This window comes from Lishizhenia tianjinensis (assembly GCF_900116425.1).
GTDB classification, from domain to species: domain Bacteria; phylum Bacteroidota; class Bacteroidia; order Flavobacteriales_D; family Crocinitomicaceae; genus Lishizhenia; species Lishizhenia tianjinensis.
The window spans coordinates 1,022,471-1,038,547 of sequence record NZ_FPAS01000001.1 but is presented as its reverse complement, the minus strand read 5'-3'; the positions used below and the strand labels follow the sequence as shown (position 1 = coordinate 1,038,547).

Genomic DNA, 16,077 nt, shown 5'->3' with positions numbered 1-16,077 from the left:
TCTTGTTTTTGATTGTTGAATATCCAATAAGAGTTATGCCAAAATCCTACAGCCCTTTGTAGCTGTGGGGTAGTGTAAAATGTGGTGACGAAGAACCGTGCATAATCGAACATGGATTGTTCGGAAATGAACAGCTTATGATCAATTTTAGTCTAATTATAGTACTGTTTCTTCAAAAAGTAAATCCAATGTTTTCTCAGGGTCTTGGGTGAGGCCCGTGTGCATCATAGAGGTTTGAATGATAGAACTTCTCGAAGCAGCCAACCATCTAAATCTATCGGTCAGTTCCATTTCTCCAATTCTTCCACCTGATCTGCCACCTTCACATACTTTTTGCCAGCCCTCCAAATAACTTTTAACTTTTTCGCAATCTACTGGGGTGTTGAAACAAGCTATTTTTCGAGCATCCACATGAACCTTCATTTTTAAGAATTTCTTGCGTTTGCAAAACAAGAGAACTCCAATATTGAAAAACTCTTCTCGTTCTACTCTAGGAACTAAGCGTATAATGGCGTATTCAAACTTCTCTTTACTTTGCATCTTTTGCTTCTTTAACGAGTTGGTCTAACATTCCTAATTTCGCGTTTAAATACTTAAGATAGGCAGCTCTCATTTCGTCGGGTGAAAGTGCAACGGCATCGTCTTCTAACCAGTATTCTGGAATGGATGCAATGATGTTTTCTAACGCTTCTGGGGTGAATTTTTCACCTATCATTTGCGCCGCATCCTCCAAGTGCTTGGCTTTGGCCAAAAGAACATGATCCTTTATTAATGGGAAGGTGCGTGTTAAATGATTCTCCCAGGTATCCCAATTGTGATGGAAGTAAAAACTCGCGCCATTATCTATCACCCACAATTCATTTTTCCACTCCAATAAATTGGTGTTTTTGGCAGTTCTGTCTATGTTGCTCATCAAACTGTCTAGCAATACAATTTTTGAGGCTGTAGGTGAATCTATCTCAGAAACAAGTGGGTCGTATGTGATGGCTCCGGATAAGAAATGTAAACCTAGGTTCAGTCCTACACTAAATTTTAGTAAATCCTGTATTTCTTCGTCGGGTTCGGTTTGACTAAAGGTGTCTTCCAAATTCATAAATACAAGTTCGGGTACTTTTAGTCCTAATAAACGGGCTAGTTCACCACCAATTAATTCGGCAATCAAAGCTTTTTTACCCTGACCAGCTCCCGTAAATTTTAAGACGTATAAAAAGTCGTCATCGGCTCTAACCAAACCTGGCATAGATCCTCCTTCGCGCAAAGGAGCGATGTATTGTACCACATCAACCGTTCTTATATCTAAAGAATTCATGGGGTGAAGATAGTAAAAATCAACTTTTGTTTTCTTTTCCTAAACGTGTTGCGATTATGCTAATAATGAAAAGTTGAAAGGCGTGGTAAAGCATAATTGGAAGTAAAACTATGCCCATGGCGTAAGTACTTGGAAATAGGATTTTTGAAAAAATAGTACCGTGTACTAATGATTTTTTAGAGGCACAAAACTGAGCGGTAATTTTATCCTCTTGTGAGAAGTTAAGTTTTTTGGAGAGAAAGCCGGATATAAAATATACACCATAAAAAAGGGCTAGTACTCCTAAAGCTACAAAGATTAAATCAAGAATTTTTACCGTGCTGAAAACCTTTTCTTGAAAGGAGTCTGAATAACTTTTGTAAATGATAAGTAGGATGACGGATTTGTCAAAAGTAGCTAGTTTTTTTGTGTGTTTTAGTGCGAATTGTCCCCAAAACCTGTGCATGAATACACCCAATATTACTGGAAGTAAAATTTCCTTCAAGAGCTTGATGTAGATATCTCCAAGTTCAAAATCTGAGCTTCCTTTCGAAAGGAAAAATCCCATCCATAAGGGGGTGATAACAATTCCTATCAAACCTGAAATACTTGCGTTAAATATAGCTGCGGGCACATTTCCCTTCGCCATGGATACCATTACCACCGAAGAGGAAACGGTAGAAGGCAAAGCGGCCAAAAAGAAAAAAGGTAGCCAAAAGGAAGTTTCACTTGTGGTTTCTGAAAAAGGGTGAAATGCTAAAACGAACAAAGGGAAGAGTAGGAAGGTGACCAATTGAATGAGGAGGTGTAATTTCCAGTTGGTCAAATCACTTTTTAATTTTTCCGGACTCAATTTTAAACCATAAAAGAAGAAAATGAGTGCTATACCTATGCTCGAAATTGTATCCAAGGGTAGGGGGCTAGATTTGCTTCCCCAAAAGGGAAAAAGGTAAGCCAATGAAATGGTGATCAATATGGCAAAAACAAAACGATCAATTTTAAACATCAGATATAAATTTCAGGGCCAAATTAAAGCTTTGAACTAAGATAACAAGATAGCTGAAGAGAAAAGTGTTTTCACTACTCAATACTCATTCTCAAAACTGTTCTTTTGCTGCTCCCTTCCAAGCGACTTGGATGGTCCTGCTATCCGCTACTAGTAGTCAAAATCTAAATAAAGTTGTAGCAAGCTCATCAAGCACTTCCGCTGGTCGTACTTTCTTTGCGCAACAACTAAATTTAGCTATTGGCTAGCTAACCGCTGCTATCAGTAGCAGATTTTGTTCTTGGTTATAGTAGCCGTTGATAGTGATGGTGTACTTAAAAGATCAAATCCGTACTTTTTAAGCTAAGGATAATTCAATTCTCCTAAAGGAAAGTGGTAGGGTCGTTTAAATTTATGTTCAATGAAAATCCTCAATACTCCCTACTCACACTCCAAACTCTTTTTTTTGCGCTTAATTTATTAGGCCAAAAAAAAAGGCTTCCAAATTGGAAGCCTTCTTGTGATCCCGCAGGGATTATTGTCATGATTCTTAATTAGGATTTATTACCCAAGCATAAAAGCCTTTGAGCAGTTGTCACTGCTATTGACTTTTTTATTTTCCAATTTATTTGAACAGGTTTCAAAACGTCATAAAATAAAAAAGCCTCTCACTATCGTGAAAGGCTTTCTTTTGTGATCCCGCAGGGATTCGAACCCTGGACCCATACATTAAAAGTGTATTGCTCTACCAGCTGAGCTACGGAATCTTAAGTCTTTTTGCAATCTCACTAACCGCGTTTGGTGTAGTGTTTTTGTGTTGTGATTGCGGGTGCAAATATAGAGAGTTTTTTCCTTTAAACAAGGGCGAATTGAACTTTTTTTGGAACTTTTTTTAAATCATTTTTGAATGCCTTGAAAATGAGCTGCTAGGAAAGTGAAATAATTTTAAATTTACGCCGCAATGGTAGAACAAAACGTAATTCTTATCGGATTTATGGGGGTAGGTAAAACTTCCCTGGGAAAGAAATTGGCGCGAAAATTAGAACTTGATTTCGTAGATACGGATGAAATCATTGAACAAAGAGAAGGCAAAACCATCTCAGTTATTTTCGAGCAGCAGGGAGAAGGGTACTTTAGAAATCTTGAGTTGAATTTAATAGATGAGCTTTTGAAGGAAAAAGGCAAGTCAGAGTCAAAGGTGATTTCTGTTGGAGGAGGGTTGCCTATTTATAATGGACTTTCTGATAAGCTCAATGCTTTAGGAGTGACCATATATCTACAACGTCCAGCTAAGGAGTTGTTCAATCGTTTGGTCAATGCAAAAGAGCAAAGACCTTTGGTGAAAAAACTCAAGGAAGATGAATTACTGTCCTATATAGAAAATACCTTAGAAATTAGAGAGCCTGTTTACAAGCAAGCGCATTTCGTTCTAGACAGAACGCAACAAGAGGTAAATACAATACTTAAAATACTAGAGGAGGCTTAAACCAAGTAAGCGTTCAATTCACCTTGCTCATCTCTTACTTCCACACGTTCTTGTAAAGTAGTAGAAAGTGTCAACCCCACAAAATCACATTTAATTGGGTAACGTCTATGCCTTCTGTCTACTAATGCAACGGTTTTAATAGTCTTGGTAGGTTGTTCTAATAATTTAACCAAGGCATATTGCATCGTTTTACCAGAGTTTACCACATCATCAATCAAGATCACGCAAGCATCATTGATGTTTTCCATGGCAAGTGTACTTTCTACCTTGTGATCGAAAGGGTAATCTTTGTTTAAGCTTAATTTGAAGTATTCAAACTTTTGATCGCTGTTGTTTTGAAGTACAGCAAGGATTTTTTCAGCTATACGCGCACCTTGACCTTCAATACCTGCAAGATAAATGGTCTCTTCCTCGAAATGGTTTTCCAATATTTGGTGCGCAATTCTATTGATCTTTTGTTCAATTTGAGTGTGAGATAAAACCAGTGTTTCCATATATCTTGCTTTAGGTTACAAATATAAATTTACTTTGAATTCTTTGTGCGACTTCCTTCATTTTTGTGATTAAATTTTTACTTTCGGAGGGAAAATTATCAACGATTAATCATCGAAATTGGTCATTTCATATATTAAGTGTAGAAAAGCGTATTATTTTGTATGTCATCTGCATTTTATACTTATTTTGACGATATTTGTTGGTTTTGAAAAATAAAGTGAACGTTTAGTGTAACAGGCTGTACATTTTTTCGTTCTACCAGTATATATATGAAATTAATTTTTGCCTTATTGACCATATTCATGGGTGTTCTTGCTTTCGGGCAAGGGGAAATTTCTGTGTTTATTGTTGGTTCTGTTTCTGACTTTGAAACAGGTAAAAACCTTGGAGGTGCGAAAGTCACACTTTACGTTGGAGGAAGTTCGGTTGGTTCATATACAACAGCTTCTAATGGAAAGTATGAATGTGAGATTTTAGCAGGTAAAGTTTACAAAATTGAGTATTCCAAAGCCGGATATGTTTCCAAAAGTATTCAAATAGATTTAACAGGTATCGATCCTGAAGATGTACAAGCGGGTAATAGAATTCCAGATACTAAAGTTCCTATTGAAATTTTTAAAGAAAAGTCAAATGTAGATTTTTCATTTCTAAAAAGTCAACCCGTTGCAGAGTTCCATTATGATCGTGGATTATATCAACTAAAGTATAATACGAAAAAAGCAAGTCAAGTTAAAAAGAAAATTGATGACCTTTTAAATCAAGCGGAAGCAAAAGCAAAAGACGACGAGGCAAAATATTCTACATTAATAGCACAAGGTGATAAACTGTACGATGAAGAAAGGTATGAAGAGGCCTTGGTGAAATACGAAGAAGCTATTTCTATTAAACCGGAAGAGGCTCATCCTAACGAAAGAATAGTAACCATAGAAGATTTGTTGGCAGCTATGCGTCGTAAGAAATTAGAAGAGGAGCAATCCAATGCAGCCTACAATAATCTAATTACTGCGGCTCAAAATTTATTAGATAAAGGAGAGTATGATAATGCTATCGACAAGTACTATGAAGCTTCTGAGTTAAAACCGGGAGATGATTACGCGCAAAATCAAATCGATAAAATTTACGACCTCAAAAAGAAGGCGGAAAACAAACGCTTGTACGATGAAGCTATAAAATTAGCCGACATGTACCTGAAGCAAAACTCTTCCAAAGCCGCGCTCGAAAAATACCAAGAAGCAAGTTTATTAGATCCGTCACAACAATATCCTAAAGATCAAATGAAAGCCTTAATGGCGGATGTTGAAGCACAAAAGCAAGCCCTATTAAACAAGCAAAAATACGAAACGGTTATTGCGGCTGCTGATAAGTTGTTTGTTGATAAGTCTTGGTTGGAGGCTAAAGCAAAATACCAGGAAGCCCTTACTTTAATAGATAATGATACCCATGCTAATTCTAGGTTGAAGGAAATTGACACTATTCTTAAGGAACTAGAAGAAGCAAAAGCGAAAGAAGAAGCGTATAAAAAGCTAATAGCAGAAGCAGATGCAGCCCTTGGGAAAAAGGAGTTGGATGCGGCAACGGCCAAATACCAGGAAGCATTGGGTATAAAGGCTGAGGATGAATACGCCAAAGCTAAAATCGTCGAGATCGAAGAAATGAAAAAAGCGGCGGAAGAAGCTGCAAAACAGAAAGAAATTGATGAAAACTTTGCTGCCCTCATAGCGGAAGGGGAAAATCTTCAATCCGAAAATAAATTGGCCGAAGCAAAGGCTAAATATGTAGCTGCTAAAGAAGTAAAGGCCGATCCTTTAGCTGATCAAAAAATTGCAGCTGTGGATGCTTTAATAGCTCAAGCAAGTGCCGAAGCGGAAAAAGAAGCGCAAATTCAAAGTTTGTTGAAGTCGGGTAATGAAAAATTAGGTGCTAAAAAATATAATGAAGCTATCGCTGATTTTGATAATGTATTGAATTTAGACGCAGCCAATGAAGAAGCGAAAACAAAAAAAGAAGAAGCGCAAGCTGCTTTAAAAGCTCAGGAAAATGCTGCTGCTCAAGCGGAGCAAATCGCTGCGTTGAAATCTGAAGGACAAACCGCTCTTACGAATAAGAAATACCAAGTAGCTATAGATAAATACAACCAGGTTCTGGCTATAGATGGAACAGACGAGGAAGCAAAATCGAAAGTTGAAGAAGCAAGTTCTGCTTTGAAAGCACAACAAGAGCAGGAGGCTGCAGAGAAAGCTTATCAGGATAAAATTCAAGCGGCAGATCAGGCAAGAGATAATGAAAAGTTGGATGAAGCCCTTGCTTTGTACACAGAGGCAAAGACAATGAAACCGTCAGAGACTTATCCAATAGACGAAATCGCTAAAATAGAAGCGAAAAAGAAAGAGTTGGCCGCTGCTGCAGATCAGGCAAAAATTGATGCGAGTTACCAAGAGAAAATTACGGCGGCTAGCACAGCCAAGGATAAAGAACAGTATGATTTAGCGTTGATCTTGTTTAAGGAAGCGCAAGAATTAAAACCAACTGAAACGCTTCCTCAACAGGAAATAGAGGCTATCAATGCTTTGTTAGAAGCTCAGCAGAAAGATAAAGATGCAGCAGCTGTTAAAGCGGCCTATGATGCAAAAATAACAGAAGCAGATGCTGTATTAGCACAAAAAGACTACGAAAAAGCGAAGGCTTTGTACAAGGAGGCAAAAGCAATTAAGTCAGATGAAAGCTATCCTGATGAACAGTTAACAAAAATAACTGAGTTAGAGCAGGAAGCAAGCAGAGCCCAAGAAGCCGTCGAGTTGCAAGCAAACTATGAGGCGAAAATGAAAGAGGCTTATGCCGCAAAAGAAAATGAACAATACCAAACAGCCATAGATTTATTTAAGGAGGCTATTGCTTTAAAGGGAGATGAAACAGAGCCCCAAAATCAGGTAAATGAGATTACAGCATTGTTGGCCAACCAAGATGCGGCAGCGCAACAAGCAGCAACTGATGAGGCGTATGCGAGTAAAATTAAACAGGCGGATGAAGCCTTTAAAGCAAAGGAATACCAAGAGGCAATTACTTTGTATAGTGCTGCGCAAGAAATAAAGTCAGATGAAAAGTATCCGAAAGAGCAAATAGAGAAGAGTCAACAAGAAATTGCTGCTATCGAAGCTCAAAATGCGAATGCGGCTCAGCAAGAGAAGTTCAACGCAAAATTCCAGGAAGGGATAACTGCCAAAGAGAGTGGAGATTATCAAATGGCCATTTCTAAATTCCAAGAAGCGCAAGCTATTTTACCGGAAGATAAATCTGCTCAAAAGGAAATTGATGCCATCAACAAGATGTTGACCGAGCAGAATGATGCTGAAAAAGAGGCGCAGGAAGCTTACCAAGAAGCTTTGGCAAAAGCCGATAAATTAAGAGATGAGGGAAGCTTTCAAAAAGCGATCGATGCTTATACTACTGCCAAAGAATTAAATGGATCGGATAATTACCCTCAGGAGGAAATCAATAAATTAAAGGCTAAAATTGCTGCATTGGAGGCGGAAAAAGGGGCTGCAGAAATTGAAAAGAAATACCAAGAGAAATTTACAGCAGCAAATAAAGCCAGAGACAAAGAACAATTTGATTTGGCGCTCATGCTTTACGGAGAAGCGCAAGAATTGAAACCCAATGCTGCTGAGCCAAAAGCGGAGATAAAGGCCATTAATGATATCTTGAAGGCGCGTAAAAATGCAGAATCTTTAGAGGAGCAAAAAGTGGCTTACCAGACAAAAATTATGGAGGCTGATAATGCTAAAAACAGCGAGAATTATCAGCAAGCGATAACCTTGTACGAAGAGGCAAGTGCCCTAGATGCTACCCAAGAATATCCAAAGCAACAAATAGAAAATGTTAATGCTTTAATTAAAGCGAAAGAAAACGAGCAAGCGGCTGCGGAAACACAGAAAGCCTTTCAAAATGCAATGGATAAAGCCAACGCATTATTCGATAACAAAGAGTATGAGGCGAGTGTAGATGCCTACCAAGAAGCGTTAACGATTAAGGAAGATGCTTACGCTAAAAGTCAAATAGAAAAGGCTAAAGCAGCAATCTTGGCCCAAGCTTCTGATGCAGAACAAAAAGCCCTGAACAGTGCTATTAATAATGCAGATGTAGCTTTCAAGAACAAGGAATTTGAGCGCGCAATTAATCTTTATAGGGAGGTTTTAAACCTTGATCCTGAAAACCAAAAGGCAAAGGATAGAATCGCAGAAGCGCAGCAAATTATTGACAATCAAGCGGCAAAAGAGTTGGCAAATAAGGAGCTGACTGAAAAATACAAAAAGGCAATAGGTAAGGCTGATGCTTTGTATAATGAAGGAAATTTATCTGATGCTAAATTAAAGTACCAAGAAGCGTTGACGGTAAAAAAAGGTGACCGTTACGCGCAGGGAAGGGTAGATGAAATTGAGAACACACTCAGAGATCAAGTAGCTGAAGAGAAAGAGGCAAATTACCGAAAATTGATTTCAACAGCCGATAACTATTTCAAACAAGAGAATTGGGAGAAAGCAAGAGAATTATACACTCGAGCGAATTCATTGAATCCAAGAGATGGTTACCCTAAAAAACAATTGGAAGCCATTGAAGCCAAACTCAACCCTGTTGTAGAAAATTCTGGTTCCTTGGAAAGTTTAGGAAAGGAAGAGGATATCTCCATAGAAGAAGGGGCTAGACTTTTATTGGAAGCCGAAAGACAAAGAGAGCAAAACAGAAGGAATGAATTAAGTGCTGAGGTGGAGAAAACAGAAGCTTTACCAAATGAACTTGCGACAAAAGATGCTGAAGAAAGACAACAAACTTTAGAGGAAGCAGAAGCCTTGCAAGAAGATTTAAAGGAGGATGCAGATCAAGCGGAGCAGCGAAGACAAGAGGGAATAGAATTGGTTAAGCAACGCGAGGAGGACATCCAAAATAAACAGGCTCAAGAAAAGGTATTTGCGGATGCAGAAAATTTAAGAACACAAGAAGACATAGATGCTACGAAAACTGAAGTCTCAGAAGCTGCTAAAGCAAAAGAAAAAGACTTACAGGATTTAACGCTTCAATTCGAAAAAGAGGCAGAATTGGCGAAGTCTCAAGCGGCCATGGAGCAAGCCCAATATGAGGATAGAACGCAAATCACGTATGATTTTATCCAAGATGAATTGGCTGATCAGGCAGAGAATGGAGATGCGCAAGCAGAGGTAATTGCTGCTCAGAAATTGTTAGAGAAGGTAAATGAACAAGAGCTTACGCAATACGAAAACTCTGTAGATCAACAGGCTATTTTAGACGCGAAAGCTTTAGTTGCAGAGGAACAAGCACGTATCGCACAAGCGGAAAGTGAAAAAGAAGCGGCTGCACAAAATCAAGTACTGGAAAGAACGAATACTCTGGCAGAAAATGCTCAGGAACAAAAGGCAGAAAAGGATAGAGAAGGTGAGCTCTTGCGTCAAGAAGTTATCAGTGAGGTAGATCAACAAAAAGAGGCTTTGGCACAAAAACAAGGTGTGGATGTAAAAAACGAAAAGCAAGAAGAGTTGAATACTGAAAGGTTCATAGAAGGTACCAAAAATGCAGTTGTAGATAAGGCGAAAGAACAAGAGGCGCTGCACCAAGGAAAACAACAATTGGTGGAGGATAAAGAAGATGCTGTGGAAAGAGCTAACGCTTTAAAAATGGAAGAGGATAAGCGTGCTGAAGCTCAAACTACTCAGAAATTAGAGGCTCAGAATAATCAAAGCGAATTAAACAGTGCCAAGCAAAATGAAAATGCAAACAGAATAAATGACGAAGTAACACAGGCGGTGGATATGACAGCTAATGCATCTAAAGAACGTTCGGATGCCGCGAAGTCAAGTACTCAATCGGCACAGACATATTTAGATGGTTTAGAAAACAACTCAGCGAAGTTTAACGAAACCGTGGCCAACGCCTTGGGTGAGGAGTTCCCTGAAGGTGTTACACAACAATCATTCGTTCGTAGAGATAGTGAAGGTTTACCAGTTAAAATTGTTACTCGAAGAATAGTTGTGCAAAACGGAAGAGGAGATGTTTACATGAGAATTCAAACTACCTATGGAACTTCATATTCTAAAAATGGTGCACAAATCACGAGTATAGTTTGGGATAAAGAAACAGACAATGGTAAACTGGTTAAACACTTCTAGTATACTGGCTTTCGCGCTAGTTCTAGTATCATCTTGTTCTTCCTCATCCAAGGAAGAGAAGTCAATATTGAATACGAAAGACAATTCCTTTTCTACGCAGGTTAGTATACAAGAAATTCAAGGGTATACGCAAGGTTCAACCTTTCAAATTAAAACCAGTGATGATAGTCTGCTTTTATCAACCTATGAAATTGAAAGTCTTTTTACAGGTTTTGATGCGGAGCTTTCAGGCTACATGGAAGAATCTTTAATATCTAAAGTGAATGCTTCATCAAAGGGAATGAAGATACCCGAAAATGCCTACTTTACACATTGTTTTAATAAGAGCCTGGAGGTGTTTAAAACCACGAATGGTGCTTTCGACCCTTCGGTTTTTCCAATGGTAAAAGCTTGGGGGTTTTTCAAGGATTCGAATTTAGTTTTGAGTCAACAAGAAGTGGACAGTTGTTTACAATTCATTTCTTTTGAACCGAATAAACTGTATCGTTTTACGGGAGATAGTTTGTTGAAAAAAGATACGCGTTTTTGTTTTGACTTCAATGCAATTGCACAAGGCTATTCAGTAGATGTGGTGGCCGATTTCTTAGATGCCAAAGGTCAAACCAATTACTTTATTGAAATAGGAGGAGAACTTAAAACAAAAGGAGTAAACAACGAAGGTAAACCTTGGTTTATAGGTATAGATGTTCCGCTAGAAAATAATGATGGATTAAATAAACGCAGCTTGGAAAATGCCATAGCGGTTGATAATAAAGCTTTGGCTACCTCTGGTAATTACAGGAAATATTATGTGGTGGATGGGCGTAAATATTCACATACGATAGACCCAAAAACGGGGTATTCTGTAAAACACAATTTATTAAGTGCAACGGTTATGGCTGATGACTGCGCAAGCGCGGATGCCTATGCTACTGCCTTTATGGTTATGGGGAAAGATGCAACCATGGAGTTTGTTGCCAACCACCCAGAATTGAACCTAGAAGTTTATTTACTATTTCAAAATGAAGAAGGTTTATTAGAGCGTGCCTACACCTCGGGTATTGCCTCATGTCTTCAATATTAAAAGCCTCAACACATGGATTTAGCCGCTATTTTTAGTTTAGATGGAATTGTTGCTCTTGTGAGTTTAACTTTTCTAGAAATTGTTTTAGGGATAGATAATATCATTTTTATCTCCATTGCCGCAGATGGTTTGGAAGGGAAAGAAAAGAAAAGAGCAACGAATATAGGTTTACTCTTGGCCATGGTGATGCGTATCGCCCTACTTTTTGGTATACAATATCTCATCATGATGAATGATGCTTGGTTTACCATAGACTGGTCTTTTCTTCATGTAGATGTAACTGGTCAAGCCGTAGTTCTTCTAGGCGGAGGATTGTTCTTGTTGTATAAATCAACCAAAGAAATTCATGAAAAAGTAGACCATAAAGGTGAAGAAGAGCACGAACTTAAAAAGAAGAAGTCATCGTCTTTAGGGAAAGCAATTACTCAAATAACCTTAATTAACGTAGTGTTTAGTTTCGATTCTATTCTTACTGCGGTAGGTATGACCAATGGATTAGAAGGTGCCTTAGTATTAATGATTATCGCCGTTGTTTTATCTGTAGGGGTAATGATGCTATTTGCAGCTCCAGTTGGGAACTTTGTAAGCAAACACCCTTCACTTCAAATCTTAGGATTAGCCTTTTTAATTCTCATCGGGTTTATGTTGATCGTAGAATCGGCTCACCTTTCGAATGCTATCGTCTTCCACCAACATATAGGTGCCGTTCCAAAGGGATACTTGTACTTTGCTATCGTCTTTGCCTTAGCAGTAGAATTCCTGAACATGAAAATGCGTAAAAACAAATCAAAGTAGTGGATCTTAAAGAAGCTCAAATTTATTTTCCTTTAAAAGAAGAGGAGGATGCTCACGATAAGTGGGAAGAAATATTATTTGAACACAAGCAGTTCTTTTTAACGCGACCAGCCATACCTAAAGTGTTCAGAAGTAAACTCAAGAAAATTCAACAACAGTATGAAGCTTTTGAGTCTATAACAGGGGATAGTTTTAAAGCGCAGGAAATAAGCTATGGTGAATTTCCCTTTTCGGATGTAGTGCAAGAATGCTTTCAACAAATGTTTCGTTACAGGGGACAGTTCAAACAGGATGTTTTGCGCTGTCAACAGGTGAAGGATATTTCAAAGGTCATAGAAAAGTGGTTGGAGCTTGAACTTGAACATGCCCAAAAATGGTTTTTTGAATATCCCGAAGATTTAGATACTCCCATCGTTTCAAAGGAACCAGATCCTATGATTTTACTCGGTGCGCTTCGCCAATGGGATGAGAATGAGCAGAAGTCGTTTAGCTTACTAAAAAAGGACTTCGAAGTACTGCCCAAAGCCTTGAAAGATGAGATGAAAAGGTTATCTTTGCTCCTTAAATTAAATGGATGAAAGACGTATTTGAAGGTTTAAAAGAGAAGTTGCAAGATCAAGAATGGCCAGCGGTTTACTTTTTTAAATTTGTTTGTCCAAACGACAATGAAACGGTGGCGAAAGTTGTCGCTCATTTCAATGAAGAATCAGAAATAGAATATCACAATTCACGTACAGGAAAATATGTATCTGTAAGCGTGAAGGAATTAATGTTGGATGTAGATTCCATCATAGATATTTATCAAAAAGTAGCAACGATTAAAGGAGTAATAGCACTATGATGTATTTAATGAAAGTAGACCTCCAAAACATGGCGGTGAAAGGTTTGTGGATCACCTTCGGAGTTTTGGTTTTTATCATTGTTTACCGTTTGGTATTACGCTATATGAAAAAAGATATAGCTGATTTATCTTCGTTCATCATTTTGCATCCCCTAGAAGTTAATCCAGCTAAAGGAGTTGTGGAATTTTATTTCACCATGGAAGAGGATCAAAGCGTTAATTTCTCAGTTTTTGATAAGGAAGGAAATTTAGTTAAAGAGTTTTTTAATGAAATGAAAAAGGCGGGTCCGCATATTATTGCTTTTGATACCACTACAGTATCAGACGGAAAATATTCTTTCAATGTGAAAACCGAAAAGCAACATACCATGAAGTTTTTTGAGATTCAAAATAATTTCTAACTTTAGAAGAAAGACCCGATGAAAAAGTTATTGCTCGTCCTAAGTGTATTAATGATGTCTGTCAGCGGCATAAAAGCCCAAGAATTTGACGGAGGTCCACATTCATTTCAGGCAGGAATATCTTTTCCAAACGCACTCTCAAATTTTGCTTTTAAAGAAATCATGCAAGGGTTAATCTGCTTGGATGCAGGCTATCAATATGCATTGAAAAATAAGGTCTACATAGGTGGTGGTTTGCGCTATCAATTCTTTACCATTAACGAGTTTAAAACACCCAATAATTTAGATGGTGGCTTGCACATTGCCGGACCCTATGCTAAAGTTGGTTACGAAAAATACTACGGTAGAATAGGGGTTGATTATGGTTTAAAAACTTCCTACAACATCAACCGTTTGGCCAGTACAGCCTCTAATTACACCTTTGATGCGATTGCCTTTGAACCTACTTTTGGTTTAAGCTTAACCTCTTCTCCTACAACGAGCTACAGGTTAGTGGTTTCCTACGTAAATTATGGTTTCGCTTTTAAACCGCACATGCTCAATGAGGAAGTATTGGCAGGTAGAAAAGCCGAAGAGTTAAGACGAGGTTCCTCTGCATTCACAATTGGTTTTGGATATTCACTTTATTTTTAAGATATGAAAGTACTGCTGTTTTTAGTGATGAGTATAGCTTTATTGGCTTGTGGCAACGCCAAAAAATCTGCAAGTGAAAAAATGTCTACACCGAAAGCAATTTTAGGTGAAATAGATCAAAATGCACCTACAGCTCAAATCAATAGTGTGAGAATAGAAGGGAATTTAATGTTCCTAGAAGTGAGTTATTCTGGGGGATGTGAAGAACAAGCTTTTACTTTGATAGGCAGTAATATGATCATGAAATCTTTGCCTCCTAAACGTGGTATACGTTTGCAAAGAGACCCTAAAGGTGATGCGTGTAGAGAATTAGTGTCTAAATCTTTAGTCTTTGATATTTCAAATTTAGCCTACAAACAAGAAGCGGGGAGCGAAATTGTTTTACTTCTCGATGGATACAAAGAAGAGGTTAAATACACCTTTACTCAAGAGTAGCATTTCTGGCTTCTCGGGCTAAGTAACTGTCAAATTTTGCGGGGTGTTTGACCCTAATTTCTATTTTTTCATTGGTTTTCGGATGTATAAATTCTAAGGCAATCGCCGAAAGAAAAAGTCCTTTGTGTCCAATCGTATTCCCAGGTTTACCATAGATTTTATCTCCGGCTATCGGATGTCCTAGGCGAGATAAATGTATACGCAATTGATGGGTTCTTCCCGTTAAAGGAGAAAGTTCTAATAAACTCAAATGTCCATTCAACTTAGAAGGTGAGATGCTCAAAGTTTTAAGGTGACTTTCTGCTTTTTTACCTTCTATAGGTGTGTTTAGTATACCCTTCGTATTGAAGTAACCCTGAACTACTGCATGGTAGTGTTTCTGAATTTCTTTTTTTGCCAGCATTTCTCCCAAAGCAATACGAGCTCCATGTGTTTTTGCTATGATTAATAGACCAGAAGTAGGGGCATCTAAACGGTGTACAGGCAAGGGCCAATTTAGTGCATCTGTTTCTTGGGAGCTGCTTAAATTATGGGGCAAAGCATTGTGTATGGTTTTGTACTGATTTCCCGAAACAGGAAAACCTGCGGGTTTGAAGACTACAGCAAGGTATTCATCTTCAAATAAAACTTCCAAACCCAATGGGAAAATTTTGGGTGGTGTTACCTGTTCTTCTAACAATTCAAATAAATCACCTTGCTTCACATACGTCCCAGACAGGGCTATGTTTTTATTGTGAAGCAGTAACTTTTTCTTCAGGGCTTTTTTTACTGCTTTGCGAGATTGTAATTGCGGGAATTTTAGGGCCAAATAGTCGGATACACGAATGTTTTCAAGTTCTTCCGTTACTGTATGTGTACCGATAATTATTTCCATAGCGCATCAAATGTACATATTTTATAGGCTTGTATTTTCAGTTCAATTTTAGAGGAGAGAAAAAAGAAGACTTTGCCAAAGAAGGGACTTTTATTTCCTATGTTAAATGCTTATTTCTTTTAAACTTGTATTTTTAAATAAAGGCGAAGGTGGATACGAAAGAATTGAAAGCAAGTTTACAGCAAAAAATGTTGGAAACCGTTGAGCAACAGTTAAAAAGTGCTTTGGAAAGAATGGATGAAGCTTTGGAGGCTGTTCAAAGTGAAACCAAGAGCACCGCTGGAGACAAGCACGAAACGGGTAGAGCCATGGCGCAATTAGAACAGGAAAAGGCGGGTAAAATCATTCAAACCATCAAGCAAAGCAAAAATAGAGTTCAAGGTTTACCCTTAGACAATATGGAAACCGTTGGTTTGGGGGCTGTAGTAGAGACCCAAAAGGGTGCATTCTACATTTCTTTAGCCATGGGTAAATTAGAAGTTGCTGGAAAAACTTACTTCGCTGTTTCACCCACTGCACCTATTGTTCAAGCCATGTTGGGTTTGAAAGCTGGAGATAGCTTTGTATTTAACGGTATTACACAAAACATAGAAAAGATATTTTAA

At 38.1% G+C, this 16,077-nt stretch carries 15 protein-coding genes and 1 tRNA gene; 10 read left to right on the top strand and 6 right to left on the bottom strand.

The genetic code is table 11. The annotated features are described in order from the left end of the window. Positions 1–156 precede the first annotated feature (156 nt). The 4 genes from BM327_RS04850 to BM327_RS04835 form a co-directional block, all read right to left on the bottom strand. The gene (locus tag BM327_RS04850; RefSeq protein WP_090247012.1) at positions 157–540 is read right to left on the bottom strand and encodes a DUF3037 domain-containing protein; all 384 of its coding nucleotides are present in this window, start codon (positions 538–540) and stop codon (positions 157–159) included. Continuing rightward, a complete protein-coding gene (locus tag BM327_RS04845; protein WP_090247008.1) occupies positions 530–1,309 on the bottom strand; it encodes a HipA family kinase in 780 nt (259 codons plus the stop codon). Before BM327_RS04845 ends, BM327_RS04850 begins: the two co-directional genes overlap by 11 nt. A 19-nt stretch (positions 1,310–1,328) precedes the next feature. After that, positions 1,329–2,294: a bile acid:sodium symporter family protein gene (locus tag BM327_RS04840; protein ID WP_211664707.1), complete on the bottom strand. Its 966-nt coding sequence runs from the start codon at positions 2,292–2,294 to the stop codon at positions 1,329–1,331. A gap of 673 nt (positions 2,295–2,967) precedes the next feature. Then, a tRNA-Lys gene (locus BM327_RS04835) sits at positions 2,968–3,040 on the bottom strand. 194 nt (positions 3,041–3,234) lie between these two features. On the opposite strand from BM327_RS04835, the gene BM327_RS04830 reads away from it, so the two are divergent. Further along, on the top strand, positions 3,235–3,759 hold the full coding sequence (locus BM327_RS04830) for a shikimate kinase (protein ID WP_090247002.1): 525 nt from the start codon (positions 3,235–3,237) through the stop codon (positions 3,757–3,759). Here BM327_RS04830 and BM327_RS04825 read toward each other — a convergent pair. After that, entirely contained in the window at positions 3,756–4,253 is a 498-nt protein-coding gene (locus BM327_RS04825) for a phosphoribosyltransferase family protein (protein WP_090246999.1), read from the bottom strand. The two genes, BM327_RS04830 and BM327_RS04825, sit on opposite strands and share 4 nt — an antisense overlap. A 270-nt stretch (positions 4,254–4,523) precedes the next feature. Here BM327_RS04825 and BM327_RS04820 point away from each other — a divergent pair, with 270 nt between their 5' ends. From BM327_RS04820 to BM327_RS04785, 8 genes are read left to right on the top strand one after another with little or no spacing between them, the layout of a single operon-like run. Further along, on the top strand, positions 4,524–10,430 hold the full coding sequence (locus BM327_RS04820) for a carboxypeptidase regulatory-like domain-containing protein (protein WP_090246996.1): 5,907 nt from the start codon (positions 4,524–4,526) through the stop codon (positions 10,428–10,430). Continuing rightward, the gene (locus BM327_RS04815; RefSeq protein ID WP_090246993.1) at positions 10,405–11,493 is read left to right on the top strand and encodes an FAD:protein FMN transferase; all 1,089 of its coding nucleotides are present in this window, start codon (positions 10,405–10,407) and stop codon (positions 11,491–11,493) included. Before BM327_RS04820 ends, BM327_RS04815 begins: the two co-directional genes overlap by 26 nt. Before the next feature lie 12 nt (positions 11,494–11,505). Next, a complete protein-coding gene (locus BM327_RS04810) occupies positions 11,506–12,288 on the top strand; it encodes a TerC family protein (RefSeq protein ID WP_090246989.1) in 783 nt (260 codons plus the stop codon). After that, positions 12,288–12,866: a hypothetical protein gene (locus BM327_RS04805; RefSeq protein WP_090246987.1), complete on the top strand. Its 579-nt coding sequence runs from the start codon at positions 12,288–12,290 to the stop codon at positions 12,864–12,866. The genes BM327_RS04810 and BM327_RS04805 overlap by 1 nt, the downstream gene beginning before the upstream one ends. Next, positions 12,863–13,129: a DUF493 family protein gene (locus BM327_RS04800; protein ID WP_090246984.1), complete on the top strand. Its 267-nt coding sequence runs from the start codon at positions 12,863–12,865 to the stop codon at positions 13,127–13,129. The genes BM327_RS04805 and BM327_RS04800 overlap by 4 nt, the downstream gene beginning before the upstream one ends. An 8-nt stretch (positions 13,130–13,137) precedes the next feature. Continuing rightward, the gene (locus tag BM327_RS04795; RefSeq protein ID WP_139230256.1) at positions 13,138–13,530 is read left to right on the top strand and encodes a T9SS type A sorting domain-containing protein; all 393 of its coding nucleotides are present in this window, start codon (positions 13,138–13,140) and stop codon (positions 13,528–13,530) included. Positions 13,531–13,548: 18 nt separating this feature from the next. Next, on the top strand, positions 13,549–14,163 hold the full coding sequence (locus BM327_RS04790; protein ID WP_139230255.1) for a hypothetical protein: 615 nt from the start codon (positions 13,549–13,551) through the stop codon (positions 14,161–14,163). Between the two features lie 3 nt (positions 14,164–14,166). Then, complete coding sequence (locus BM327_RS04785) at positions 14,167–14,598, top strand: hypothetical protein (RefSeq protein ID WP_139230254.1); 432 nt, start codon at positions 14,167–14,169, stop codon at positions 14,596–14,598. Here BM327_RS04785 and BM327_RS04780 read toward each other — a convergent pair. Continuing rightward, positions 14,585–15,472, bottom strand: a complete 888-nt coding sequence (locus BM327_RS04780) for an RluA family pseudouridine synthase (protein ID WP_090246974.1) — start codon at positions 15,470–15,472, stop codon at positions 14,585–14,587. The genes BM327_RS04785 and BM327_RS04780 overlap by 14 nt on opposite strands. A 149-nt stretch (positions 15,473–15,621) precedes the next feature. Here BM327_RS04780 and BM327_RS04775 point away from each other — a divergent pair, with 149 nt between their 5' ends. After that, the gene (locus BM327_RS04775) at positions 15,622–16,077 is read left to right on the top strand and encodes a hypothetical protein (protein WP_090246971.1); all 456 of its coding nucleotides are present in this window, start codon (positions 15,622–15,624) and stop codon (positions 16,075–16,077) included.